Annotated in this window: 21 protein-coding genes and 1 tRNA gene; 17 read left to right on the forward strand and 5 right to left on the reverse strand. The window is 72.2% G+C overall.

What is annotated here, in order from left to right:
* Window positions 1-8: 8 nt before the first annotated feature.
* The 3 genes from E5083_RS20335 to E5083_RS20350 all read left to right on the forward strand — a co-directional run bounded on the left by E5083_RS20335 (window position 9) and on the right by E5083_RS20350 (window position 2,410).
* Window positions 9-449 carry a hypothetical protein gene (locus tag E5083_RS20335; RefSeq protein WP_135787143.1) on the forward strand — a complete coding sequence of 147 codons (441 nt, stop codon included), beginning with the start codon at window positions 9-11 and terminating at the stop codon, window positions 447-449.
* 489 nt (window positions 450-938) lie between these two features.
* Window positions 939-2,054, forward strand: a complete 1,116-nt coding sequence (locus E5083_RS20345) for a hypothetical protein (RefSeq protein ID WP_135787145.1) — start codon at window positions 939-941, stop codon at window positions 2,052-2,054.
* Window positions 2,051-2,410 (forward strand): ASCH domain-containing protein, encoded by a 360-nt coding sequence (locus tag E5083_RS20350; RefSeq protein ID WP_135787146.1) that lies wholly within the window; start codon window positions 2,051-2,053, stop codon window positions 2,408-2,410. The genes E5083_RS20345 and E5083_RS20350 overlap by 4 nt, the downstream gene beginning before the upstream one ends.
* 56 nt (window positions 2,411-2,466) lie before the next feature.
* Here the strand turns inward: E5083_RS20350 and E5083_RS20355 are convergent.
* Together E5083_RS20355 and E5083_RS20360 are read right to left on the reverse strand one after the other, a co-directional pair.
* Window positions 2,467-2,553, reverse strand: a tRNA-Ser gene (locus tag E5083_RS20355).
* Window positions 2,554-2,623: 70 nt separating this feature from the next.
* Window positions 2,624-4,045, reverse strand: a complete 1,422-nt coding sequence (locus tag E5083_RS20360) for a S1C family serine protease (RefSeq protein WP_135787147.1) — start codon at window positions 4,043-4,045, stop codon at window positions 2,624-2,626.
* A 413-nt stretch (window positions 4,046-4,458) separates the two neighbouring features.
* Between E5083_RS20360 and E5083_RS20365 the strand changes: the two genes are divergently transcribed.
* The 3 genes from E5083_RS20365 to E5083_RS20375 all read left to right on the forward strand — a co-directional run bounded on the left by E5083_RS20365 (window position 4,459) and on the right by E5083_RS20375 (window position 7,079).
* The gene (locus tag E5083_RS20365; protein WP_135787148.1) at window positions 4,459-5,277 is read left to right on the forward strand and encodes a glycerophosphodiester phosphodiesterase; all 819 of its coding nucleotides are present in this window, start codon (window positions 4,459-4,461) and stop codon (window positions 5,275-5,277) included.
* A gap of 57 nt (window positions 5,278-5,334) precedes the next feature.
* Window positions 5,335-5,976, forward strand: a complete 642-nt coding sequence (locus E5083_RS20370) for an ATP-binding protein (RefSeq protein WP_135787149.1) — start codon at window positions 5,335-5,337, stop codon at window positions 5,974-5,976.
* 137 nt (window positions 5,977-6,113) lie between these two features.
* Window positions 6,114-7,079, forward strand: a complete 966-nt coding sequence (locus E5083_RS20375; protein WP_135787150.1) for a DUF5926 family protein — start codon at window positions 6,114-6,116, stop codon at window positions 7,077-7,079.
* Between the two features lie 206 nt (window positions 7,080-7,285).
* On the opposite strand, the gene E5083_RS20380 is transcribed toward E5083_RS20375, so the two are convergent.
* Window positions 7,286-7,795: a hypothetical protein gene (locus tag E5083_RS20380; RefSeq protein ID WP_135787151.1), complete on the reverse strand. Its 510-nt coding sequence runs from the start codon at window positions 7,793-7,795 to the stop codon at window positions 7,286-7,288.
* Between the two features lie 55 nt (window positions 7,796-7,850).
* Window positions 7,851-8,516, reverse strand: a complete 666-nt coding sequence (locus E5083_RS20385; RefSeq protein ID WP_135787152.1) for a bifunctional DNA primase/polymerase — start codon at window positions 8,514-8,516, stop codon at window positions 7,851-7,853.
* 620 nt (window positions 8,517-9,136) lie between these two features.
* Between E5083_RS20385 and E5083_RS20390 the strand changes: the two genes are divergently transcribed.
* Both E5083_RS20390 and E5083_RS20395 read left to right on the forward strand, forming a co-directional pair.
* On the forward strand, window positions 9,137-10,513 hold the full coding sequence (locus E5083_RS20390; protein ID WP_135787153.1) for a PP2C family protein-serine/threonine phosphatase: 1,377 nt from the start codon (window positions 9,137-9,139) through the stop codon (window positions 10,511-10,513).
* A 147-nt stretch (window positions 10,514-10,660) separates the two neighbouring features.
* Window positions 10,661-12,127, forward strand: coding sequence for an aminopeptidase P family protein (locus tag E5083_RS20395; protein ID WP_135787154.1), 1,467 nt, complete (start codon window positions 10,661-10,663; stop codon window positions 12,125-12,127).
* A gap of 20 nt (window positions 12,128-12,147) precedes the next feature.
* Here E5083_RS20395 and E5083_RS20400 read toward each other — a convergent pair whose 3' ends face one another.
* Window positions 12,148-12,597 carry an ATP-binding protein gene (locus tag E5083_RS20400; RefSeq protein ID WP_135787155.1) on the reverse strand — a complete coding sequence of 150 codons (450 nt, stop codon included), beginning with the start codon at window positions 12,595-12,597 and terminating at the stop codon, window positions 12,148-12,150.
* A 223-nt stretch (window positions 12,598-12,820) separates the two neighbouring features.
* On the opposite strand from E5083_RS20400, the gene E5083_RS20405 reads away from it, so the two are divergent.
* The 9 genes from E5083_RS20405 (at window position 12,821) to E5083_RS20445 (ending at window position 22,652) form a co-directional block, all read left to right on the forward strand.
* Window positions 12,821-13,666 carry a hypothetical protein gene (locus E5083_RS20405; protein WP_135787156.1) on the forward strand — a complete coding sequence of 282 codons (846 nt, stop codon included), beginning with the start codon at window positions 12,821-12,823 and terminating at the stop codon, window positions 13,664-13,666.
* A 147-nt stretch (window positions 13,667-13,813) separates the two neighbouring features.
* Window positions 13,814-14,569, forward strand: coding sequence for a YcnI family copper-binding membrane protein (locus E5083_RS20410; protein ID WP_135787157.1), 756 nt, complete (start codon window positions 13,814-13,816; stop codon window positions 14,567-14,569).
* 90 nt (window positions 14,570-14,659) lie between these two features.
* Window positions 14,660-15,343 carry an SCO family protein gene (locus tag E5083_RS20415; RefSeq protein ID WP_135787158.1) on the forward strand — a complete coding sequence of 228 codons (684 nt, stop codon included), beginning with the start codon at window positions 14,660-14,662 and terminating at the stop codon, window positions 15,341-15,343.
* The gene (locus E5083_RS20420; RefSeq protein WP_208754106.1) at window positions 15,340-15,792 is read left to right on the forward strand and encodes a copper chaperone PCu(A)C; all 453 of its coding nucleotides are present in this window, start codon (window positions 15,340-15,342) and stop codon (window positions 15,790-15,792) included. The genes E5083_RS20415 and E5083_RS20420 overlap by 4 nt, the downstream gene beginning before the upstream one ends.
* Before the next feature lie 13 nt (window positions 15,793-15,805).
* Window positions 15,806-17,863 (forward strand): copper resistance CopC/CopD family protein, encoded by a 2,058-nt coding sequence (locus E5083_RS20425; RefSeq protein ID WP_135787159.1) that lies wholly within the window; start codon window positions 15,806-15,808, stop codon window positions 17,861-17,863.
* Window positions 17,864-17,871: 8 nt separating this feature from the next.
* The gene (gene efeB / locus E5083_RS20430) at window positions 17,872-19,149 is read left to right on the forward strand and encodes an iron uptake transporter deferrochelatase/peroxidase subunit (protein ID WP_135787160.1); all 1,278 of its coding nucleotides are present in this window, start codon (window positions 17,872-17,874) and stop codon (window positions 19,147-19,149) included.
* 111 nt (window positions 19,150-19,260) lie between these two features.
* Entirely contained in the window at window positions 19,261-20,193 is a 933-nt protein-coding gene (gene pheA / locus E5083_RS20435; RefSeq protein WP_135787161.1) for a prephenate dehydratase, read from the forward strand.
* Between the two features lie 381 nt (window positions 20,194-20,574).
* Window positions 20,575-21,852 (forward strand): serine--tRNA ligase, encoded by a 1,278-nt coding sequence (serS, locus tag E5083_RS20440; RefSeq protein ID WP_135787162.1) that lies wholly within the window; start codon window positions 20,575-20,577, stop codon window positions 21,850-21,852.
* Complete coding sequence (locus tag E5083_RS20445; RefSeq protein ID WP_135787163.1) at window positions 21,849-22,652, forward strand: HAD family hydrolase; 804 nt, start codon at window positions 21,849-21,851, stop codon at window positions 22,650-22,652. Before serS ends, E5083_RS20445 begins: the two co-directional genes overlap by 4 nt.
* Window positions 22,653-22,815 lie beyond the last annotated feature (163 nt).

Below are 22,815 nucleotides of genomic sequence, written 5' to 3' on the forward strand. Positions count from 1 at the left end.
TTCGAGGCATGGCCGAACGAATCACAAAGCAACTTCCGGAGAAGAGCGCGGGGTTAGTCCCAGGCGCAGCGTTCCAGCCCCGCCTTGGCGACCTCGCTCTCGACCTCGCCAAGGGTGGGAGGATCGGGGTCGTCATCGCTCTGCCGAGTAACATCTCGGCGTCGTACCAACTTCGTCCTGTCCAGGGTGGTGACGACTGGCGGGCCAGGTCCGACGGAAGCACCCTCCGCCCCGTGCCCGTCCCAGTCACACACGTCACGCCTGTGAAGCGGGATGCCGTCTACGACCATCGCGCTCAGCAGGCCGCTGTGCCGGTCACCGTGCACTACGAGGACGGCAGCATCTGCGAGACGCTGCTCGTGCTCACCGCGATGCAAGTCGAGCTGTACTACATGCAGTTCGATGCGCTGATCGAGGCGAAGGATTCGGCTCGGGGGCACGCGCGATGAAACCGGCCGTGCCGATGCCCGCTTTGCCGGCCTCCGCACGCGCCTCGCTACGGTCGCCCATAGCGTTCCGCTGTGAGGCGACCGCGCACGACCTCGGCGGCTCCCGCGAAATCCTGCTCGCCACCTACCGTGGCCGCTCCCCGCGGCTCGCCGCCCGCTGGCTCCGCGCGGAAGCTCACCGCCTGGCCCGGCTGCTGTCCCCAGCCCTTGGGGCTCTGTTCCTCCGAGACGCGCCCTTCACGGCCGCTGGTCCGGATGTACCTCGCCCTGACGCAGAGCTGCGTGCGTGGGCGGATGACGAGCGCGCCTACGAGCACGCGCTGCGCTCCCTCGCATCGGGTCGGGCGCTCATGTTCACCGCGACGGACTACGACGCGCGGTACTCCCTCCGCGCGTACCCGTTGCCCACCCGCTGGGCGTCAATCGACCGCTGAAGCACATCTGCCGCTCTGCGGCGCAGTCCTGCCCATCTACTGAGGGGAAGACGCGGTGACCACCTATCCCGTATCGCCGAACACCGTGCTCGCCAACGCGCTCACGAGTGCGGAAGACCTGCTCAGGCCGCACATAGTCAAGGCGGAGCCCGAGCGGATCGTGTTCGTGGTGGGAACTCAGATCAACGGAGCCCCGCACATCGGCACATCCCTGGTCCAGTCGCTCACCTTCGCCACGGCGGCGCGCGTCCAGGAGCGGTTCGGCGTCCCGGCCCTTGTGCACTTCAGCGCGTTGGACAACGCTCCGTACGCCGTCGTCACCGACGACGAGAGTGGTCACCGCTACCAGCGGGCCTACGCTCACGCCCTCGGCGCGGCCGGTATCGCCGAGCAGATCGACAAGCTTCACCTGCCGCTGTTCACCGCGCTCTCCGACCGGCTGAAGGTGCCGTTCTCGGTCGAGACGTACACCCAGCAGCAGGCCACCCCGCCCTTCCGGCGCACCTGGCTACGGGTACTGCCTCGCATGGATGCCGCCCGCTGGTACCTGTCCCCGTCGTCCGGCGTGCCGCACGTCCGTATCCCCTGCCCTCGTCCCGGCTGTGGGTGGGCCGAGAAGTACGCCGAGCGAACCCGCGTGCGTCACGACGGCTTCGAGCGGGCAACCGTCTCGGCCGTGTGTCTGCACCATGGCGAGTACGAAGTAGTCATCGAGCCCGGCGACGGTGGATACCTGGACCTGGCCACGCTGTACCGGAACCTGGTCAAGGAACTGATGATCAGCGGGTCAGCCGGCACTCTGTACGTCATGGTCAAGGGGAGTGACTGGATGCCCGGCTGCATCCTCGTCGACGGTGCCCTTCAGGCTGTGGGCCTCACCCGCGGGCAGTTGCCCGCCCGCCTTTTCTGCCCCCAGGTGGTCACGGACACGGGCGCGAAGCTCTCCAAGTCCCTCATCCGCGAGGGGCGCGCACCGTTGCCCGACGGTGCGGCCCCATGGATGCTCGACACCAGGGAATGGCCCGGCTCGTTGGCTGAGTACGTCGACCGCCTGCTAGGTCTGACCGACGTGTTACTCGCCGACCCCCGCCACTTCTTCCGCTCGTACTCGGCCGGTGAACTAGGCCGGCTCATGTCCACCGCACCAGCTAGGAGCGTTCCCGCCCGATGACGGAGACAGCCGCCGCGCACTTCCGCGAACTGAACCTCTACCGCCGGTACTTCGAGCTCGTCGCCGCAGGCCAGAAGACGATCGAGGTACGGGTGAAATACCCCCACCTCAAAGACCTGGCCGCCGGCGACGTCATCCGCTTCCGCGTCAAGGGCACGGACGAGACCTGTGACGTCCTGGTGAAGCGGGTCACGGAGTACAAGACGTTCGAGGACCTGCTCGACGGGGAGGGCCCGGCGAACGTCAACCCGGCCTCCTCCCGCGAGCAGCAGCTCGCCAACATCCGCGAGATCTACCCGGCGGAGAAGGAAGCACTCGGCGCGCTCGCCATCGAAATCGAGCGACTGCCCCGATAGACGCGCCCCCGACACAGAAGGGGCGCCCCCTTGCCCGGGGACGCCCCTTTCCTCTGCGGAGGCGGTGGGATTTGAACCCACGGTGACATCGCTGCCACGACGGTTTTCAAGACCGTTCCCTTAGGCCGCTCGGGCACACCTCCCCGCACCCGCCCACCTGGGGCGGAGCGGGGTACAGCGTACCGGGAGAGGGGAGCGGGCGGGGGAAGTGGCTTAGCTGTCGCCGACTCGGGAGCCGAGGGTGAGGTCGACGGTGTGCTGGGCGCCGCCGCGGGTGTAGGTGACCTTGACCTTGTCGCCGGGCTTGTGGGTCCAGATCTCGCCGATCAGGGTGGGGCCGCTGTCGATGACGGAGTCGTCCAGCTTGGTGATGACGTCGCCCGGCTTGAGGCCGGCCTTGGCGGCGGGGCCGCCCGACTCGACCGCGTCCGCGCCGCCCGTGCCCTGGTCGGTGATCTTCGCGCCGTCGGTGGACTCCTCCAGGGAGACCGAGGCGCCGATCTTGGCGTACACCGGCTTGCCGTTCTTGATGAGCTGCTGGGCGACGTACTTGGCCTGGTTGATCGGGATGGCGAAGCCGAGGCCGATCGAGCCGGACTGGCCGGAGCCGAAGCTGCCGCCGCTGGTGGACTGGATCGCGGAGTTGATGCCGATCACCGCGCCGGAGGCGCTGAGCAGCGGGCCGCCGGAGTTGCCCGGGTTGATCGACGCGTCGGTCTGCAGGGCGCTCATGTAGGACGCCTTGCTGCTGGAGCTGCCGTCGCTGGAGGCCACCGGGCGGTTCTTGGCGCTGATGATGCCGGTCGTCACCGTGTTGGACAGCCCGAAGGGGGCGCCGATGGCGATCGTCTCGTCGCCCACCGCGACCTGGTCGGAGTTGCCGAGGGAGAGCGGCTTGAGGTCCGAGGGCGCGTTCTTCAGCTTGATGACGGCCACGTCGTAGCCCTGGGCGTGTCCCACGACCTCGGCGGCGTACTTGCGGCCGTCGGGGAAGGTCGCGGACAGCTTGCCGCCGTCGACCGCCTCGGCGACCACGTGGTTGTTGGTGACGATGTGGCCCTGGGTGTCGAAGACGAACCCGGTGCCCGTGCCGCCCTCGCCGCTGTTGCTCTCCGCCTCGATGGTCACCGTGCTGGGCAGCGCCTTGGAGGCCACGCCCGCGATGGTGCCCGGCGCCCGCTTGACCTGCGAGGCGCCGTTGTCCGCGGCGGAGACGGTGGTGGAGCCCTGGCCGTCGTTGTCCTTGGCCAGGGTGTAGCCGAGGCCGCCGCCCAGACCGCCCGCGACCAGCGCGGCCACCAGCACTGCCGCGATCAGCCCGCCGCGCCCGCCGCCGGCCGGCTTCGGCGCCGGCTGCTGGTACGAGGCACCCCAGCCGCCGCCCGCGCCGCCCGCGCCCGCCTCGCCGTGACCCGGCGTGCCGGGGGGCGGCGGGGGCGGCCAGGAGCCCTCGGGGGCGCCGTAGGACTGGGTGGGGGCTGACCCGTACGGGTGCTGCTCCGGCGGGCCGGAAGGCACCGGCGGAAGCTGAGCCGTCGCACCCGCGTCACCCTGCGGGGGAGCGGGAGATGCCACCGGCACAGGAGGTGCGGACGGGGCCGGGGGTACCGCGTTGCCCTCGTTCTCGGTGCTCACAGCTCTTCTCTCCTCGATCCACGGCTATTGTCGTCGGTCGCGCTCGGTCGAACTCGATCATGCTCGGTCGCCACCGGTCGCGTCACGTCGTATACGGGTCGCGTACGGTCGCGCCGGTCCATGGTCGGTCATGTCCGTGGCCGTGCGCACGCCCGTCGCCCAAGACGCGCGGACCGGCGCGACAAGGCCGCACCTGGTCCCGTACCTGTTCCTGTTGTACGCACTCAGCTTTTCCCACGGGCCGTCAGGGCACCGTAAGCGGTCCCTGTGGGACCACGGGGACCCTTTATATAAGACTTCTCGGGCATAAGTGAGATAAGTATGCACGGAGGCCCGCGTGGTGGCGCACTCCTCCCGGTCACCTGCCCGCTCGCGCTCCCCGCACAACCCCCGGTCGGTGGCACCATGACGCGGTGACCCACGCACCACACCACACGATCCAGGTCGTCGCCCACCGTGGAGCCTCCGAGGACGCGCCCGAACACACCCTCGCCGCCTACCGCAAGGCCATCGAGGACGGCGCGGACGCCCTGGAGTGCGATGTACGGCTCACCGCCGACGGACATCTGGTCTGCGTCCACGACCGCCGGGTGAACCGCACCTCCAACGGCAGAGGCGCCGTCTCCGCCCTGGAGCTGTCCGACCTCTCGGCCCTCGACTTCGGCTCCTGGAAGGGCCGCGCGGGCCGGGACGAGGAGCCCGACTGGGAACACCGGCCCGAGGACCGCGAGGAGACGTCCGTCCTCACCCTGGAACGCCTGCTCCAACTGGTCGCCGACGCCGGGCGCCGGGTCGAGCTGGCCATCGAGACCAAGCACCCCACCCGCTGGGCCGGCCAGGTCGAGGAACGGCTGCTCGCCCTGCTGCGCCGGTACGGGCTGCACGCCCCCGCCTCCCCCGAAGCCTCCCCGGTGCGCGTGATGAGCTTCTCCGCCCGCTCCCTGCACCGGGTGCACGCCGCTGCCCCGGCCCTGCCCCTGGTGCTGCTCGCCCAGTTCGCCACCCCCCGCCTGCGCGACGGACGCCTCCCCGAGGGCGTCACCATCGCGGGCCCCTCCATCCGCATCGCCCGCAGCCACCCGGCGTACGTACTGCGGCTCAAGGAGGCCGGTCACCAGGTGCACGTGTGGACGGTGAACGAGCCCGCCGACGTGGACCTCTGTGTGGACCTGGGCGTCGACGCCATCATCACCAACCGCCCGCGCGAGGTGCTCGGCCGCCTCGGCCGCTGACGCCCCACGTCGTCAAGGAGTGCTCCGGCGCGTTCACTTCCCACACCCGGATGGCGAATGCGTCGCCGGAACGAGACTGGCCGGTTTCCGGTTCAGGCCAATGGGGCATCCACACCGTGGCGTGGGGCGAAGGAGGTCTCGGGGGTGGCGTTGGTGGTGGCACAGGAAGTGCCCGCGTCGTCGAGCATGGCCGTACCTCATGGCCCTGCCGGCGTGGGGAAGGCGAGGCACCGGATGCGTGCGCAACTGCGCGGCGGCGGGGTCCCGGAACCGGTCGTGGACGACGCCGTGCTGATTCTGTCGGAGCTGCTGAGCAACGCGTGCCGGCACGGACGCCCGCTGGGCGGCGCCCGGGCCGGGGACGGCGCGGTGCGCGCGGACTGGCGGATCGACCCGCGCGGACGGCTCATCGTGGAGGTCACCGACGGCGGCGGCCCGACCCGCCCCGCCCCGGCCACCCCCTCGGTCACCGCGCACGGCGGCCGCGGCCTGAGCATCATCGACGCGCTCGCCGACGACTGGGGCGTACGGGACGACGTGCCGGGCGAGGTGACGGTCTGGGTGGTGGTCCACGCGGACGTGCACGATCCCGATGCCGGCGCCCCGCTCGAATCTTTCGCTACGCGCGTCACCACCCCCGCGCCGGTCGCCGCGCTGGCCGAACTCGGCTTCACGGAGGCGTTCGAGAGCCTGGACTGAACGGAGGGCCCGAAGGGGCGGTTGTCCACAGGCTCCGCCCGCCCCCGCCCGCGTCGTCCACAGGTTCCCGTGGCCCGTGGCCCGAACGACTAGGCTCCCGCCCGTACGAGACCAGCCGTTACCGGGAGACAGCCACCATGGCCAAGAAGCGACCCCAGACCAAGGGCAGCCGCCCGCAGCCGCACGGGGGCGAGGTTCCGGTCGTCGGTGCCCGCGAGGCGTGCCCCTGCGGCAGCGGCCGCCGCTACAAGGCGTGTCACGGCCGCGCGGCCGCGCACGCGGTGACGGAGCTGGTGCAGCGCCCCTTCGAGGGTCTGCCGGGCGAGTGTGACTGGGTGGCGCTGCGCGAGCTGGTCCCGGCCGCCACCGTCGAACTGACCCTGAAGGACGGCCTGCCCGAGGGCGTCCCCTCGGTCACGCTGGCCACCGTGCTGCCGATGGCGTGGCCCGCGCTGCGCCGCGACGACGGCTCGGTGCTGCTGGGCCTGCAGAACGACACGGCCTCTGGCGACATCAGCCGCGACCTGGCCGACACCCTCCAGCGGGCCCTGGTGGCCGAGCCGGGCACCCCGGTGGAGGGCCGCCGCGCCCCCTCCGACGCGCCCCGTCTGCAGGACCTGCTGGATGCCGAGGGTGCCTTCGAGCCGGTCGTGCACAGCGGGTTCGAGTTCTGGGTGCCGGACGCGGAGAACGCGACGCCCGAGGTGGCCGCCTCCCTGGAGCGGGCCAACTCGGCCGCGATCCCCACGGTCAAGCTGGCCGGGGTGGACGCCGCGTACTGGTGCGAGACCCCGGAGAAGAACCACCTGCGCTGGGTCATGCCGCACGAGGAGGAGCACCTGCTGGACGCCCTGGCCCGGCTGCACGCGGCGGGGACTTCCAGCCTGGGCGAGGGCACCCGCCTGGTCGGCTCGTTCCGGGCGCACGGGCTGACCGTGCCGGTGTGGGACCTGCCGAGCGGGGTCGGCGCCGAGGAGATCGAGAAGCCGGCCGCCGAGTTCGCCGAGCGGCTGGCCGCGGCCCTCGCGGTGACCGAGCCGCTCACCCCGGAGGAGCGCCGGGCGCGCGGCGGCCTCACCAACCGGCAGGTCACCCTGAGCTGACCCCCGCCCGGGCCATGGGGAACGGGTGACTCCTGTCACAACTCCTCGGTGTGACAAGCGAATCGGTGTCCGAATGGGCCGGACCGAATTTGCGAACCGCCGATCTCTTGTTACCGTTCCAGTAGCCCGGTTGCTGGTGCATCCCCCGTCGCCAGCAACCGGGCCTTTCCATGCCCGCACCCGGCCGGGTCAGCCGTGGCCGCTCCTCAACTTCCGCTTGTATCAACGGAGTTGCTGGCCGAGCGGAGCAGCAGCGGACTCTCGGCGCCGCGCGCGAACTCGGAGACGGCCGTGTATGCGGCCCCCGCGCCCCGCGTGCGCTCGCGCGGGGTCTCACAGGTGGCGGGCGCGTCGTCCGCGCCGATGACACAGCTCGTCCGCACCGCCCGGCCGGCCGGGCCCAGCAGGCTCAGGTCCGCGTCCAGGGCGTCGCCGGTGGTGTTGCGGTAGTAGACCCGCGCCCAGGTGTCGCCGCCCCGCGTCAGGACACAGGTCTGCGCCTCCAGCCCGTCGGGCGAGGCGAGTTCGGGACCGCAGCGGGTGCTTTCCGGCGAGGGGGAAGGCATGGACACTCGCGCCCCTCCGCCTCCCACCTGTTCCGCCGACGCCCCGCCCAGCGGCAGCAGCAGCGCCGCCGCGACGAGGCCCGCCAGGGCGGAGGTACGGAGCGGTCCGGCTCCCGGCCCGCCCGCGCGGGACCGGTGATTTCGCAGCATGGGCGGAACATAACGAGCGCGCGCGGCCCGAAGAGCCCGCGCGCCCCCGACACCCCTACAACTCGGGCGCGCTCACACCCGTACGAGTGAGGGCCTCGACCACGGCGTCCACCACTGCCTCCACGTCGGGCAGCCACGGGGAGGCGGAGCCGGGCAGCGGGGCGCGCTCCCAGCGGACCTCGCCCTGGCCGGTGACGGAGGGCGGGAGGGCGAGGTAGCCGCCCTCGCCGTGGAAGCGGAGCGAGCCGGGGACGAAGTCCTTGGCGTACAGCAGTTCGCCCAACTGCTCCATGGAGTAGGGCTTCACGAGGATCGCCCAGCGGTGCCGGGCGGCGACGACCGGGCCGAGCCGCATGCCGCGCCGGTCCAGCAGCGCCAGCGCGCGGGCCCCGGCCTCGGCGGGCAGGCTGACCGCGCAGGGGGCCTGGCCGCCGGTGGCGAGGACGATCGGCGCGTCCGGCCGGCTGGTCCACCACCAGCGCACCATGCGGGCGTCGGTGGTCGCCGCGAGCAGATCGGGGTCACCGGGGTGGGCGCCGGGAACCGTGCAGGCCGGGTCGGGGCAGGAGCAGCCGGCCGGGCCCTGCGGATCGGGGGCGGTGCCCGGCAGTACGGGCCATCGCCATGTCGCCGCGAAGGTCGAGGCCGCGTCGATCAGCGCCGGGCCGTCGTCGCCCCGCCGGGGCGGAAGGCCGCTTCGGCTTCCGAGGATCTCGCGCATGAGCGCTCGTTCCTTTCCGTTGCACCGCTGGCAACACCGTGGACATCACAACATGTGTGGATCACTTCACTGTGCGTACCTGTTGGCGCATCATGCCCCCGCGTACGGCGGGGGAACCCCCAGGGATGGAACAACGGCCGCGTCCGACGTGCGGTTCTTCAGACGTGCGGTTCTTCTGGAGCACGGACACGGCACGGGGGTGGCGAAGTCTGGCGTTTTGCCGTCGCGCGTGTTTCTCTCCGCCTCCGCCACGGGAGGATGGGGCTCGGTCGTCGGTGGTTATGACGTCCGGGTCCTTCGCCAGGTTCCGGGCGGCCTGTGGCCACCCCTGGACTTCTCTCGAGTACGTACCCCGCACGACCGTGGTGACGCTCCGTCGAGCAGGGCCAGTCGACCGCAATGACGCTCCACCCGAGGCAGTTTCCAGCCAACTTGCCAGTAGGGCAAGGGGTTCCGGGACATCACTCCCGCGCCCCACCAACACCAGGAATCCCCGCAGGACAATGCTGGACATCCCCTCACGAGTGCGTGTACATGTGGAGACACTGCTGGCGGCGCAGAATCACATGGGGGTTTGCGATGCTTTTCAGTAAGACGCACCGGTCCGAGAGCCGGACGCCATGAACGCCCCGCACCCTCCGAAAGTGGCCGGAATCGATCCCACGGTTCCCACTCCCGCCCACACTGTCGCGCCCGCACCGCCCGCCCCGGAAGCCGGTCCCGCACCGGACGCCCCAGGAGGCACCCCGCCCCCCGTGGCCGCCCCGGAAGCCCCCGGCAGCCTGCTCCAGGACCGGCTGGCCGGCTGGGTCTCCGACCTCACCACCCTCCATGAGCTGACCGAGCGGATGAGCCGAACAACCGCCCTGCCAGCCGCACTTGACGAACTCCTGCGCGCCGGTGCCGCCCTCGTGGGCGCCCGGCGCGGTCTCGTCGTACTGGAACCCGGCGACGGACTCGGCCCCCGCACCACCGTCGGCCTCGGCCTCGGCCGCGCCGATCTCGGCCACATCGAGACCGTCCCGCGCGCATCCCTGCTGACCGGTACCGCCGACCTCCTCGCCGAGCCCGGCCTCGACCCCCGCCACCGCGAGGTCGCCGCCCGCCTCGGCTACGCCGCCAGCCACGCCCTGCCGCTGGCCACCGACCGAGCCCACCTCGGCGCCGCCGTCTGGCTCTACGACGAACCGGCTGCCCCCGACGAACACCACAGACATCTGATCGCGCTCTATCTCCGCCAGGCCACCGAGCACCTCGCCCTGCTGCTGGAAGTGGAGCGCGCCCGGATGGACACCGCCGTCCTCACCGAGGAACTGCTCCCCTCCCGGCTCCCCCGCGTCCCCGGCGTCCAGCTCGCCGTCCGGCACCGCACCGGCCCGCGCGGCGGCGGCGACTGGTACGACGCGCTGCCGCTGCCCGACGCCGCCCTCGGCCTCTCCGTCGGCTCCGTCACCGGCAGCGGACCGGGCGCCGTCGCCACCATGGGCCGGCTCCGCGCCTCCCTGCGGGCGTACGCCGTGATGGAGGGCGAGGACCCGGTCGCCGTCCTCTCCGACCTGGAGCTGCTGCTCCGGCTGACCGAGCCCGCCCGCTCGGCCACCGCCCTGTTCGCCTACTGCGAGCCCGCCGCGCGCCGGGTCACCCTGGCCGGTGCCGGGCACAGCCCGCCGCTGCTCGTCGGGGAGCGCCGCACCGAGTACGTCGAGACCTCCCTGTCCGCCCCGCTCGGCATGCTGGCCTGCTGGGAGGCGCCCAGCGTGGAGTTCGGCGTCCAGCCCGGAGGGACGGTTCTCCTCTACACCGACGGGCTGCTCCGCCGTACCGGCGAGGCCATGGACCGGGCCTTCGCCCGGCTGCACGCGGCCGCGGCGGGCGTGCCGCGCGCCCTGCGCGCCGACCCCGGCGCCGTCGCCGACCACGTCCTCGCCACCCTCCTGCCGGAGGACTCCGCCGCCGGCGACGAGGACGTGGTGCTGCTGGCGGCCCGCTTCGACTGAGCGCAGACAGGCACGGGCAGGCACAGGCAGGCACGACCGGTCCGGTTTCGGTACGAACGTACGATGATGGAGGCACCCCTGCTCGGGCATGGACGCGAGCGCCGCGTGCCCCCTGGGGGAGACCACACGCCGTACCGAGGAGGATCAGTGTCCGACGAGCTCAACCCGGCCGTTCCCGACGAGGCCACCGAGGCCGAGGAGCCCATCAAGCAGCGCAAGAACGGCCTCTACCCCGGTGTCTCCGACGAGCTGGCGGAGAACATGCGCTCCGGCTGGGCCGACACCGAGCTGCGTGACCTGGAGCCGATCCCGCAGGCCGCCGACACCGCCCGCCGCCGCGCCGCGCTGTCCGCCCGCTTCCCCGGCGAGCGTCTGGTGATCCCCGCCGGCAACCTGAAGACCCGCTCGAACGACACCGAGTACGCCTTCCGCGCCGCCACCGAGTACGCCTACCTCACCGGCAACCAGACCGAGGACGGCGTCCTGGTCCTGGAGCCCACCACCGACGGCCACCGCGCGACCATCTACCTGCTGCCCCGCTCCGACCGGGAGAACGGCGAGTTCTGGCTCTCCGGCCAGGGCGAGCTGTGGGTCGGCCGCCGCCACTCGCTGACCGAGTCCGAGGCGCTGTACGGCATCCCCGCCGCCGACGTGCGCGAGCTGGCCGACGCGCTGCGCGAGGGCACCGGCCCGGTGCGCGTGGTGCGCGGCCACGACGCCGCGATCGAGGCGGCCCTGACCGACAAGGTCACCGCCGAGCGCGACGAGGAGCTGCGCGTCTTCCTCTCCGAGGCCCGCCTGGTCAAGGACGAGTTCGAGATCGGCGAGCTGCAGAAGGCCGTCGACTCCACCGTGCGCGGCTTCGAGGACGTGGTGAAGGTCCTCGACAAGGCCGAGGCCACCTCGGAGCGCTACATCGAGGGCACCTTCTTCCTCCGCGCGCGCGTGGAGGGCAACGACATCGGCTACGGCTCGATCTGCGCCTCCGGCGCGCACGCCTGCACCCTGCACTGGGTGCGCAACGACGGCCCGGTCCGCTCCGGCGACCTGCTGCTGCTCGACGCCGGCGTGGAGACCCACACCCTCTACACCGCCGACGTCACCCGCACCCTCCCGGTCGACGGCACCTACACCGACCTCCAGCGCAAGATCTACGACGCGGTGTACGAGGCCCAGGAGGCCGGCATCGCCGCGGTGAAGCCCGGCGCCAAGTTCCGCGACTTCCACGACGCCTCGCAGCGCGTGCTCACCGAGAAGCTGGTGGAGTGGGGCCTGGTCGAGGGCCCGGTCGAGCGCGTCCTGGAGCTGGGCCTGCAGCGCCGCTGGACCCTGCACGGCACCGGCCACATGCTCGGCATGGACGTCCACGACTGCGCGGTCGCCCGCACCGAGGCGTACGTCGACGGCACGCTGGAGCCCGGCATGGTCCTCACCGTCGAGCCCGGCCTGTACTTCCAGGCCGACGACCTGACGGTGCCGGAGGAGTACCGGGGCATCGGCGTCCGGATCGAGGACGACATCCTGGTCACCGCCGAGGGCAACCGGAACCTGTCGGCGGGGCTGCCGCGCCGCTCCGACGAGGTCGAGGCGTGGATGGCGTCGCTCAAGGGCTGACCATCACGACGAAGGACCCCTCACGCCGTGAGCAGTGAGGGGTCCTTCTTCCATTTCAGGATCTTGTCGAAGCTGACCACAGTGCCGGTGCGGCCCGGCCGGGCGCCGATGTGGACGTGGTCGGCCAGCTCCCGGATCAGACACAGGCCCCGGCCGTCCTCGGCGTCCACGCGGGCCATCCGGATGCCCAGCGCCGGGCCGGTCGCGACACCGGGCCCCGAGTCGGCCACCTCGATACGGCACTTCTCGCCGTCCAGATAGGCCGTCACCCGGTACGCCTCCGCGTCCTCCCCGCGCGCGGTCCCGCCGTGCTCGACGGCGTTGGCGCACGCCTCGGTGAGGGCCACGGAGATGTCGTAGGAGACGTCGGGGTCGACCCCGGCCGTCTCCATGGTGCCGATCAGCAGGCGCCGGGCGAGCGGGACGCTCGCGGCATCGCGGCGCAGATGGAGTGACCACCAGATGCTCATGCTCCAGCCTCCTGGCCGCGGCTCGACATACCGTTACCTATTGCCGCGCGTGAGCGCCCGTAAGCCCTCAAGTGACGTGATGCCGCCCATATGGTCGATGTGCGCCGGGACGAATCGGGGTATGAGGTACGCCCGCCCCGGCAGCGCGCGCCCCCCGCCGTGGCGTGATCCGGCGGCCCTGCCTCGGGGGTGCGGCGGGCGCAGTGCGATGATGAGCCCCGCCATGAGTGCCCCTCGTCCGCGCACGGCGCGACCCGGACCCCGTGTCCGGCTGCTGCGGGCCGCGGTCTTCGCCGCGGTCTGTGTCGTGCTGGCCGCCGCCGGGCACACCGCGGCCTCCTGCGCGAACGTCCCGCTGTGGACGCTGGGCGCCGGGTTCGCGGGCTCCTTGCTGGTCATGGCGCCGCTCGCCGGACGGGCCCGCTCGGTGCCCGCCATCGCGGCCCTCCTCACCCTCGGCCAGGTGGCCCTGCACACGCTGTTCGGCCTCGGCCAGCACACCGCGCAGCCCATGGCGTCCATGGGCACCGCGCACTCCGGTGCGGCCGACGACGCGATGGTCCAGCGGGCCGCCCAACTGCTGTGCGGGTCGGGACCGGCCACCCTCACCCCCGGCCACGCCTACCGGCTGCTGCTCGACGCCCGCCTGATCGACGCCTCGGGCCGCTTCACCGGGCACGCGGCGACCGGCGGGCACGCCTCCGACATGGCCGGCTCCTCGGCCGGTTCGGTGCCGTCGGCGCTCTCACTGCTCTCGCTGCCGATGCTTCTCGGCCACCTCCTCGCGGCGCTCGCCCTGGGCTGGCTGCTGCGCCGGGGCGACCTGGCGGTGCTGCGGCTGGTCGAGCTGTCGACGCACGGGGTCGCGGAGGGGGCGCTCGTCCGCTCCCTGCGCGCCGCGCTCGCGCTGACCCGCGCCCTGTACGCCGGGCTGCTGCCCGCGACCGGACCCGCCCCGCGCCCGCGCCGTGCCGAGCGGGACGAGGCGCCGGCCCCGCAGGCCGCCGCGCTCCAGCACTCGGTGATCCGGCGCGGCCCGCCCGCCGACGCGTTCCGTCTCGCCGCCTGACGCGACCACCGCTCCCGTACGTACGAGGAGGGCAGGGGCCGCCGTCACGCGGCACGCGCGCGTGCGCCTCTTTCCACGCGCCCCGCGCACCCCTCACCGTCACCGGGCTCAGCACCGGATCTCGCTCAAGAGCGGAGTTTTCCCAGCATGCAGATCTCCCGTACCGCCTCCCGTGTCACCGCCGCCGTCGCCGTGGCGGGCGCGACCGTCCTCGCCGTGTCGGTCCCCGCCTTCGCGCACGTCAGCGTGCAGCCGGAGGGCATCGCGGCCAAGGGCGGCTACGCCACCGTCGACTTCAAGGTGCCCAACGAGCGCGACAACGCCTCCACCACCAAGCTCGAGGTCAACCTCCCCGCCGACCACCCGCTGGCCTCCGTCATGCCGCAGCCGGTGCCGGGCTGGAGCGTGAAGGTGACCAGGTCCAAGATCGACAAGCCGCTGACCGTGCACGGCGAGAAGATCGGCGAGGCCGTCACCAAGGTCACCTGGACCGCCGACGGCAAGGGCATCGAGCCCGGCTACTTCCAGAAGTTCCCGCTCTCGCTGGGCGCGCTGCCCGAGGACGCCGACCAGCTCGTCTTCAAGGCGATCCAGACGTACTCCAACAAGGAGGTCGTCCGCTGGATCGAGGTGCCGCAGGAGGGCCAGGACGAGCCGGAGAACCCGGCCCCGACGCTGGCGCTGTCCGCCGCGACCGACGACCACCACGGCACGGCGGCTGCCGCCGGTGACGACGCCAAGAGTGGTGCCGATGACGATGCCGCCGACGCCCACCAGGAGGCGGCCGCCGACTCCGACGGCGGCACCGACACCACCGCCCGGGTGCTGGGCATCGCCGGCATCGTGATCGGCGTCGCGGGCGTGGCCTACGGCGTCCTCGCGGGCCGCCGCCACACCGCCTGACCCCTACTGATCCGCGCGCACCGGGGCCGTGCCCGCCCGGTACGGCCCCGGTGCGCGCGGGAGTTCTCGAACCCCCTGGGACACCTCTCCATGCTCTCTCCGCTTTCTCCGCTTGCTTCGCGCAAGAAGACCCTGGCCGCGGCCGCGCTGCTGGCCGCCGCCGCCTTCACCCTGTCCGCCTGCGGCAGCGGTGACGACTCCGCCTCCTCGCCCGTCTCCGTGGTCTCCGAGGAGGGCGGCTCCGACAAGGCCGCCACCGTCCTCGACCAGCCCTTCGCCAAGCCCGACCTGGTCCTCACCGACACCCACGGCAAGAAGTACGACCTGCGGGCCGAGACCAAGGGCCACCCGACGCTCGTCTACTTCGGCTACACCCACTGCCCCGACGTGTGCCCGACGACGATGAGCAACATCGCCGTCGCCATGAAGGCGCTGCCCAAGGCCGAGCAGGACGACCTGCGCGTCGTCTTCGTCACCACCGACCCCGGCCGCGACACCCCGGCCGAGCTGGGCACCTGGCTCAAGAGCATCGACCCCCGCTTCACCGGCCTGACCGGCGACTTCTCCACCATCCAGGCGGGCGCCCGCTCGCTCGGCATCTCGGTCGAGCCGACCAGCAAGGACAAGAACGGCAAGACCGTCTCCGTCCACGGCACCCAGGTCATCGCCTTCTCCCCGAAGACGAACGGCGGTTACGTCCTCTACGGCGAAGAGGCCACCGTCGACGACTGGACCAAGGACCTGCCCAAGCTCGTCCGCGGGGCCAAGCCGTGAAGCGGGCCGCGCTGCCCGTCACCGCCCTCGCCGCCGCCCTCGCCCTCGCGGGGTGCGGCTCCGGACAGGGGTCCGGCGAGCCCGAGCTGTCGGTGAGCGCCACCTACATGCCCCAGCCGGTGGCCGCCGACATGGCCGCGGGCTTCCTCACCGTCACCAACAAGGGCGGCGAGCAGGACGAACTGACCTCGGTCAGCAGCGACATCGGCCGGGTCACCATGCACAGCACCAGCGGCGGCACCATGGCCGAGCGCACCTCCTTCGCGGTGCCCGCCCACGGCCGGCTCGTCTTCCGGAGCGGCGGCAACCACCTGATGTTCGAGCAGCTCAAGCAGAAGCCGCGCCAGGGCCAGACCGTCAAGCTCAAGCTGGGCTTCGCCCGGTCCGCTCCGCTCACCGTCGAGATGCCGGTGCGGTCCGCCACGTACAACCCGTCGACCGGACACTGAGGGAGGGACCACCTTGACGCGGACCATCACCCCCCGGCTGCGCACCCTGGTACTGCTGCTCCTCGCCGTCACCGGTGCGCTGTTCGCGGGCGCCGCGCCCGCCTCCGCGCACGCCGCGCTGACCGGCAGCGATCCCGCGCAGGGGGTGGTGGTCGACCGGGCTCCCACCCAGATCTCGCTCACCTTCTCCGAGCAGGTGGCGATGGGCGACGACTCGCTGCGCGTGCTCGACCCCAAGGGCAAGCCGGTCCAGTCCGGCAAGCCGGCGAACGTCAGCGGCACGACCTACGCGGTCCGGCTGCACGCCGGGCTGGCGGACGGCACCTACACCGTCGCCTACCAGGTCGTCTCGGCCGACAGCCACCCCGTCGCCGGGGCCTACACCTTCTCCATCGGCGCGCCCTCGCGCACGGTCGTCTCCTCCGACGCGGGGGCGGGCGTGGGTGGCGGGGCCGTGGGCTGGCTGTACGCCGTGGGCCGGTACCTCTCCTACGCGGGCTTCATCGTGCTGGCCGGCGGGGCCGCCTTCGTGCTGGCCTGCTGGCGGCAGGGCGCGGGGGTACGGGCGCTGCAGCGGCTCGTGGTCGGCGGGTGGCTGACGCTCACCGCGGCCACGCTGGGGCTGCTGCTGCTCCGGGGCTCATACACCTCCTCGGGCAAGCTCGGGGACGTCTTCGACCTCGATCTGCTGGGGCAGGTGCTCCAGACCAAGACCGGCGCGGCGCTGGTCTCCCGGCTGCTGCTGCTCGCCGCCGCCGCACTGTTCGTCGCGGTGCTCTTCGGGGCGTACGCGCGGCGGGAAGAGGAGGCGGGCGCCAACGAGGACGCGGCCGCCGAGCGGCGTGACCTGGGCTTCGGGCTCGCCATCGGCGGGATCGTCGTCGGGGCCGGGCTCGCGGCGAGCTGGGCGATGGCCGAGCACGCGTCCACCGGGCTCCAACCGGGCATCGCCATGCCGGTCGACATCGTCCACCTGCTCGCCGTCGCCTGCTGGTTCGGCGGCCTGACCGCACTGCTCGTCGCCCTGTACCGGGCCCCGGTCGACACCCCGCTCGGCACGGATGCCGTCCGGCGCTTCTCCCGGCTCGCCTTCGCCTCCGTCCTCGCCCTGGTCGCCACGGGCGTCTACCAGTCCTGGCGCCAACTCGGCTCATGGTCGGCCTTCACCGACACGCGCTACGGCCAGTTGCTGCTGATCAAGCTGGGGCTCGTGGCGGTCATGGTCGGGCTGGCGTGGATCTCCCGACGGTGGACGGGGCGGCTGGCGGAAGGCGGTACGACTGAAGCTGAGACGGACTCCGAGCCAGCGGACGCCCTGCGAACCAAGCCCCAGAAGCAGACCCTCCACTCCGCCACCACCCCCGCCGAGCGGGCCGACATTCCGGAGCAGGCGTCCCTCTCCGCCACCGGGTCGACCGGCGCTGTCGCTGGCGGGCAGGTTGGGGAGTCCGCGGGAGTCGCTGGGTCGGCCGGCGCCAATTCCGCCGACCCCGGTCGGGCCGCTCAGCTTGCGCGGCAGCGGGCTGCTGTCGAGGCCGCGCGGCGGAAGCGGGTGCGGGATGCTGATCCGGGGCGGGCCGGGCTGCGGCGGTCGGTGTTGGCGGAGGCGGGGGTCGCCGTTGTGCTGCTCGCGGTGACGACCGCGCTGACGCAGACCGAGCCGGGGCGTACCGAGCAGGAGGCCAGGGCGGCGACCGCGCCGGCCGCGAGCTCGCCGGCCGACACCTCCGGCGCCCTCACCCTGGACATGCCCTTCGACACCGGCGGCACGAACGGCAAGGGCCTGGTCCGGATCGACCTGGACCCCGCCCGCGTCGGCGCCAACGAGATGCATCTGTACGTCCAGCGGCCCGACGGCCGCCCGTACGACATCCCCGAGGTGAAGGTCGCCCTCACCCTGAAGGCGAAGAAGGTCGGGCCGCTCCCGGTGGCCCCGGAACACATCACCACCGGCCACTGGGCGGCGAGCGGTGTCCAGGTCCCCATGGCGGGAGACTGGGAGGTCGCCGTCACCGTACGGACCTCCGACATCGACCAGGTGACCGTCTCCAAGAACGCGCAGATCGGCTGAACCGCACCATGCCCGACCCGTCCGTCCCCCAGGCCCGTACCCCGGAAGCCGCCCAGTCCGCCCCCGAGCCGGGCCGGGGCGTCTCCCGCCGCGCCCTGCTCGGCACCGCCGGGGCCACCGGCCTCGTGCTCGGCGCGGCGGGCGGCGCCCTGGGCTATGCCGCCGCGCCCGCCCCGGCCACGCCGCTCACCTCGATCGGCACGGACCGCGCGATGTTTCACGGGAAACATCAGCCCGGCATCACCGACGCACTCCAGGCCCACGGCCATCTCGTCGCCTTCGATCTGAAGCCGGGCGCGGGCCGCAAGGAGGCAGCGGCCCTGCTACGCCGCTGGTCGGCGGCGGCCGAGCGGCTGATGGCGGGCGAGGCAGCCCCGCACGAGGACACCGATGTGGCCCGCGACGCCGGCCCCTCCTCGCTGACCGTCACCTTCGGCTTCGGGCACAGCTTCTTCGCCCGCACCGGCCTGGAGAAGCAGCGCCCGTCCGCGCTGGACCCGCTGCCCGACTTCTCCGCCGACCGCCTCGACAAGAAGCGCGGCGAGGGCGACCTCTGGGTGCAGATCGGCGCCAATGACGCGCTGGTCGCCTTCCACGCGCTGCGCACCCTGCAGAAGGAGGCGGGCGACGCGGCCCGCGTCCGCTGGCAGATGAACGGCTTCAACCGCTCGCCGGGCACCACCGCGCACGCCCTGACCACGCGCAACCTGATGGGCCAGATCGACGGCACCCGCAACCCCAAGCCCGCCGAGCCGGACTTCGACCAGCGGATCTTCGTACCCGCCTCGGGCGAGCCCGCCTGGATGGCGAACGGCTCCTACGCCGTCGTCCGCCGCATCCGCATGCTGCTGGACGACTGGGAGAAGCTGGCCCGCCCGGCGCAGGAGGCGGTGATCGGCCGCCGCAAGTCGGACGGCGCCCCGCTGTCCGGCGGCGACGAGACCACGCCGATGGACCTGGAGAAGGCGGACGCACAGGGCGAGTACGTCGTCCCGCTCAACGCGCACGCCCGCATCACCCGGCCCGACCAGAACGGCGGGGCGGCGATGCTGCGCCGCCCCTTCTCCTTCCACGACGGCTACGACGCGGACGGCACCCCCGACGCGGGGCTGCTGTTCATCTGCTGGCAGGCCGACCCACTGCGCGGCTTCGTACCGGTGCAGCGCAAGCTCGACCGGGGCGACGCGCTGTCGCGCTATCTGCGGCACGAGGCCAGCGGGCTGTTCGCGGTGCCGGGCGGCGCGGCGCAGGGCGAGTACGTGGGGCAACGGCTGCTGGAGAGCTGACCAGGCACTCCGGGCGCACTTTTCGCAGGCGTCCGGGATCGAAACCACCCGGAAGGGTGGCCGGCATGAGACGGTCGGGCCGGGTCGCCGCAGGGCCATTAGGGTGAGGGCATGCCAGCGAGCTACGCGTATCTCGGTCCCGAAGGCACCTTCACCGAAGTCGCCCTCCGTACTCTCCCGGAGGCCGCCACCCGCGAGCTGATCCCGTACGTCTCGGTGCAGTCCGCGCTCGACGCGGTGCGCACCGGCGAGGCGGAGGCCGCGTTCGTGCCGATCGAGAACTCGGTCGAGGGCGGGATCACCACCACCCTGGACGAGCTGGTCGCGGGCGAGCCGCTCACGATCTACCGCGAGGTGCTGCTGTCGATCACCTTCGCGCTGCTGGTCCGGCCGGGCACGGAGCTGGCCGACATCAAGACGGTCACCGCCCACCCCGCCGCCCAGCCGCAGGTCCGCAACTGGCTGCGCGCCCACCTCCCCGACGCCCTGTGGGAGTCGGCCGCCTCCAACGCGGACGGCGCCCGCCTGGTCCAGGAGGGCCGGTACGACGCGGCCTTCGCGGGCGAGTTCGCCGCGGCGCGGTACGGCCTGGTGCCGCTGGAGACCGACATCCACGACGCGGAGAACGCGCAGACCCGGTTCGTCCTGGTGGGCAGGCCCGCCCGGCCCGCAGCGCCGACCGGCGCCGACAAGACCTCGGTGGTGCTGTGGCAGCGGGACGACCACCCCGGCGCCCTGCGCGATCTGATCGACGAGTTCGCCACCCGCGGTATCAACCTGATGCTGCTCCAGTCCCGGCCGACCGGCGAGGGCATCGGAAACTACTGCTTCTGCGTGGACGCCGAGGGGCACATCTCCGACCGGCGGATGGCGGAGGCACTGATGGGACTGAAGCGGGTCTGTCTCCAGGTGCGATTCCTGGGTTCCTATCCGCGTGCCGACATCGCGCCGGGCGAGGCGCGGCCCCTTCGGGCGGGCACGTCCGACCAGGAGTTCCTCGCCGCGTCCGACTGGGTGGCCCGCTGCCAGGACGGCCGTTTCTAGCGGTCCGCGTTATCCACAGAAGTTATCCACAGGTCCGCTTCTCTACCTGGGGACAAGTCGACAACAAGGCCCATCCGGTCGACAAATCGGCTCACAGCCCTCAGGTGCATTCAGCCCAACCCGGATCACCCTTCGTCCACCTGTTTCCATCGATTCAGCTTTTGGGACGACCACTTTCCACTCGAAAGTGGTTATCCAGGGAGTTTGAACCGGGAATTCCTCGGGAGACAACTCACTCGGAATGATCAATTCCGAAATCCACAGTCACTCCACACAGCCTGTGGATAACTTTTCCCAGGGTGTGGATGCACACGCCCGCCCTGCGCACACCCCGGGTATACGGGTCCCGGCCGGTCCGCGCACACCGGTAGCCTGGGGCCTGTGATTGACCTTCGCCTGCTTCGTGAGGACCCTGACCGTGCGCGCGCCTCCCAGCGTGCTCGTGGAGAGGACGTCGCGCTAGTCGACTCCCTCCTGTCTGCCGACGAGCGGCGCAGGTCATCGGGTGTCCGCTTCGACGAGCTGCGCGCCGAGCAGAAGCAGCTCGGCAAGCTGATCCCCAAGGCCACCCCGGAGGAGCGCGCCGAGCTGCTCAGCCGCGCCGAGCAGCTCAAGGCCGACGTCAAGGCGGCCGACGCCGAGCGCGACGAGGCCGACGCGGAGACCCAGCGCCTGCTGCTCGGGCTCGGCAACCTCGTCCACCCCGCAGTCCCGGTCGGTGGCGAGGAGGACTTCGTCACCCTGGAGACGCACGGCGAGATCCGCGACTTCGACGCCGAGGGCTTCACGCCCAAGGACCACCTCGAACTCGGCCAGATCCTCGGCGCGATCGACACCGAGCGCGGCGCCAAGGTCTCCGGCTCCCGCTTCTACTTCCTCACCGGCGTCGGCGCCCTGCTGGAGCTGGCCCTGGTCAACGCGGCCATCGCACAGGCCACCGCGGCCGGCTTCACCCCGATGCTGACCCCGGCGCTGGTCCGCCCCCAGTCCATGGCGGGCACCGGCTTCCTCGGCCAGGCCGCGCAGGACGTGTACCACCTGGACAAGGACGACCTCTATCTGGTCGGCACCTCCGAGGTGGCGCTCGCCGCGTACCACATGGACGAGATCATCGACGCGGACCGGCTGCCGCTGCGCTACGCCGGGTTCTCCCCCTGCTTCCGCCGCGAGGCCGGTTCGCACGGCAAGGACACCCGCGGCATCTTCCGCGTCCACCAGTTCGACAAGGTGGAGATGTTCTCCTACGTCGCCCCGGAGGACTCCGAGGCGGAGCACCAGCGCCTGCTGGACTGGGAGAAGCAGTGGCTGACCTCGCTGGAACTGCCGTTCCGCGTGATCGACGTGGCCACCGGTGACCTGGGCTCCTCCGCCGCCCGCAAGTTCGACTGCGAGGCGTGGATTCCGACCCAGGGCAAGTACCGCGAGCTGACGTCGACCTCGGACTGCACCGAGTACCAGTCCCGCCGGCTGCAGATCCGGATGCGCGACGGCAAGCAGGTCCGCCCGCTGGCCACGCTCAACGGCACGCTGTGCGCCGTACCGCGCACCATCGTGGCGATCCTGGAGAACCACCAGCAGCCCGACGGCTCGGTCCGTGTCCCCGAGGTCCTGCGCCCCTACCTGGGCGGACGGGAAGTCCTGGAGCCGGTCGCCAAGTGAGCAACCCCTTCCCGTACGGGCTGGTCGCCACCGATCTGGACGGCACGCTGCTGCGCGGCGACGAGACGATCTCGCCGCGCACCCGTGAGGCGCTCGCCGCCGCCACGGCCGCGGGCGCCGCGCACATCGTCGTCACCGGCCGGGCGGTGCCCTGGACCCGGCACATCCTGGACGACCTCGGCTACCAGGGCCTCGCCGTCTGCGGCCAGGGCGCCCAGGTCTACGACGCCGGTCAGCACCGGCTGCTGACCTCGGTGACGCTGGACCGGCAGCTTGCGGGCGTGGCCCTGGCCAAGATCGAGGCCGAGGTGGGCCCGCTGTACCTGGCGGCGAGCCGGGACGGGCTGGACGGCGAGGTCATGGTGGGCCCCGGCTACGCGGTCACCGGCCGGCTGCCGGCCACGGCGTTCACGGACGCGGCCGACCTGTGGGAAGCCCCGCTGAACAAGATCTACATCCAGCATCCGACGCTGTCCACGGACGAGCTGGCGGACGCGGCCTCGCGCGCGGCGGGCGGTTTCGTCACCGTCGTCATGGCGGGCGAGGGCATCGTGGAGCTGCTGCCGCTCGGGCTGTCCAAGGCGACCGGTCTGTCGCTGGCGGCCCGGCGGCTGAAGCTGAAGGCGGCCGACACGATCGCCTTCGGCGACATGCCGAACGACGTGCCGATGTTCGCCTGGGCCGCGCACACCGTGGCCATGGCCAACGCCCACCCGGAACTCAAGGCCGTGGCCGACGAGGTGACCGCCTCCCACGAGGAGGACGGCATCGCGCTGGTGCTGGAACGACTGCTCGGCTGAGAGGCGGGGCCCGGCACAGCCCTGCCCCGCCTCTCGGCCACATCTCCGGGTGGGCGGCCCACGCGAGAGCGACATCGCGTGCTCGAAGCGGCCGCCCCGGACGGTCCCCGTGCGGGAGCGGGCTCGACGGTGGAGTAACGCACCGGAGCCCGCCCTGGGACCG

It is taken from the genome of Streptomyces bauhiniae (assembly GCF_004784475.1).
GTDB classification, from domain to species: domain Bacteria; phylum Actinomycetota; class Actinomycetes; order Streptomycetales; family Streptomycetaceae; genus Streptomyces; species Streptomyces seoulensis.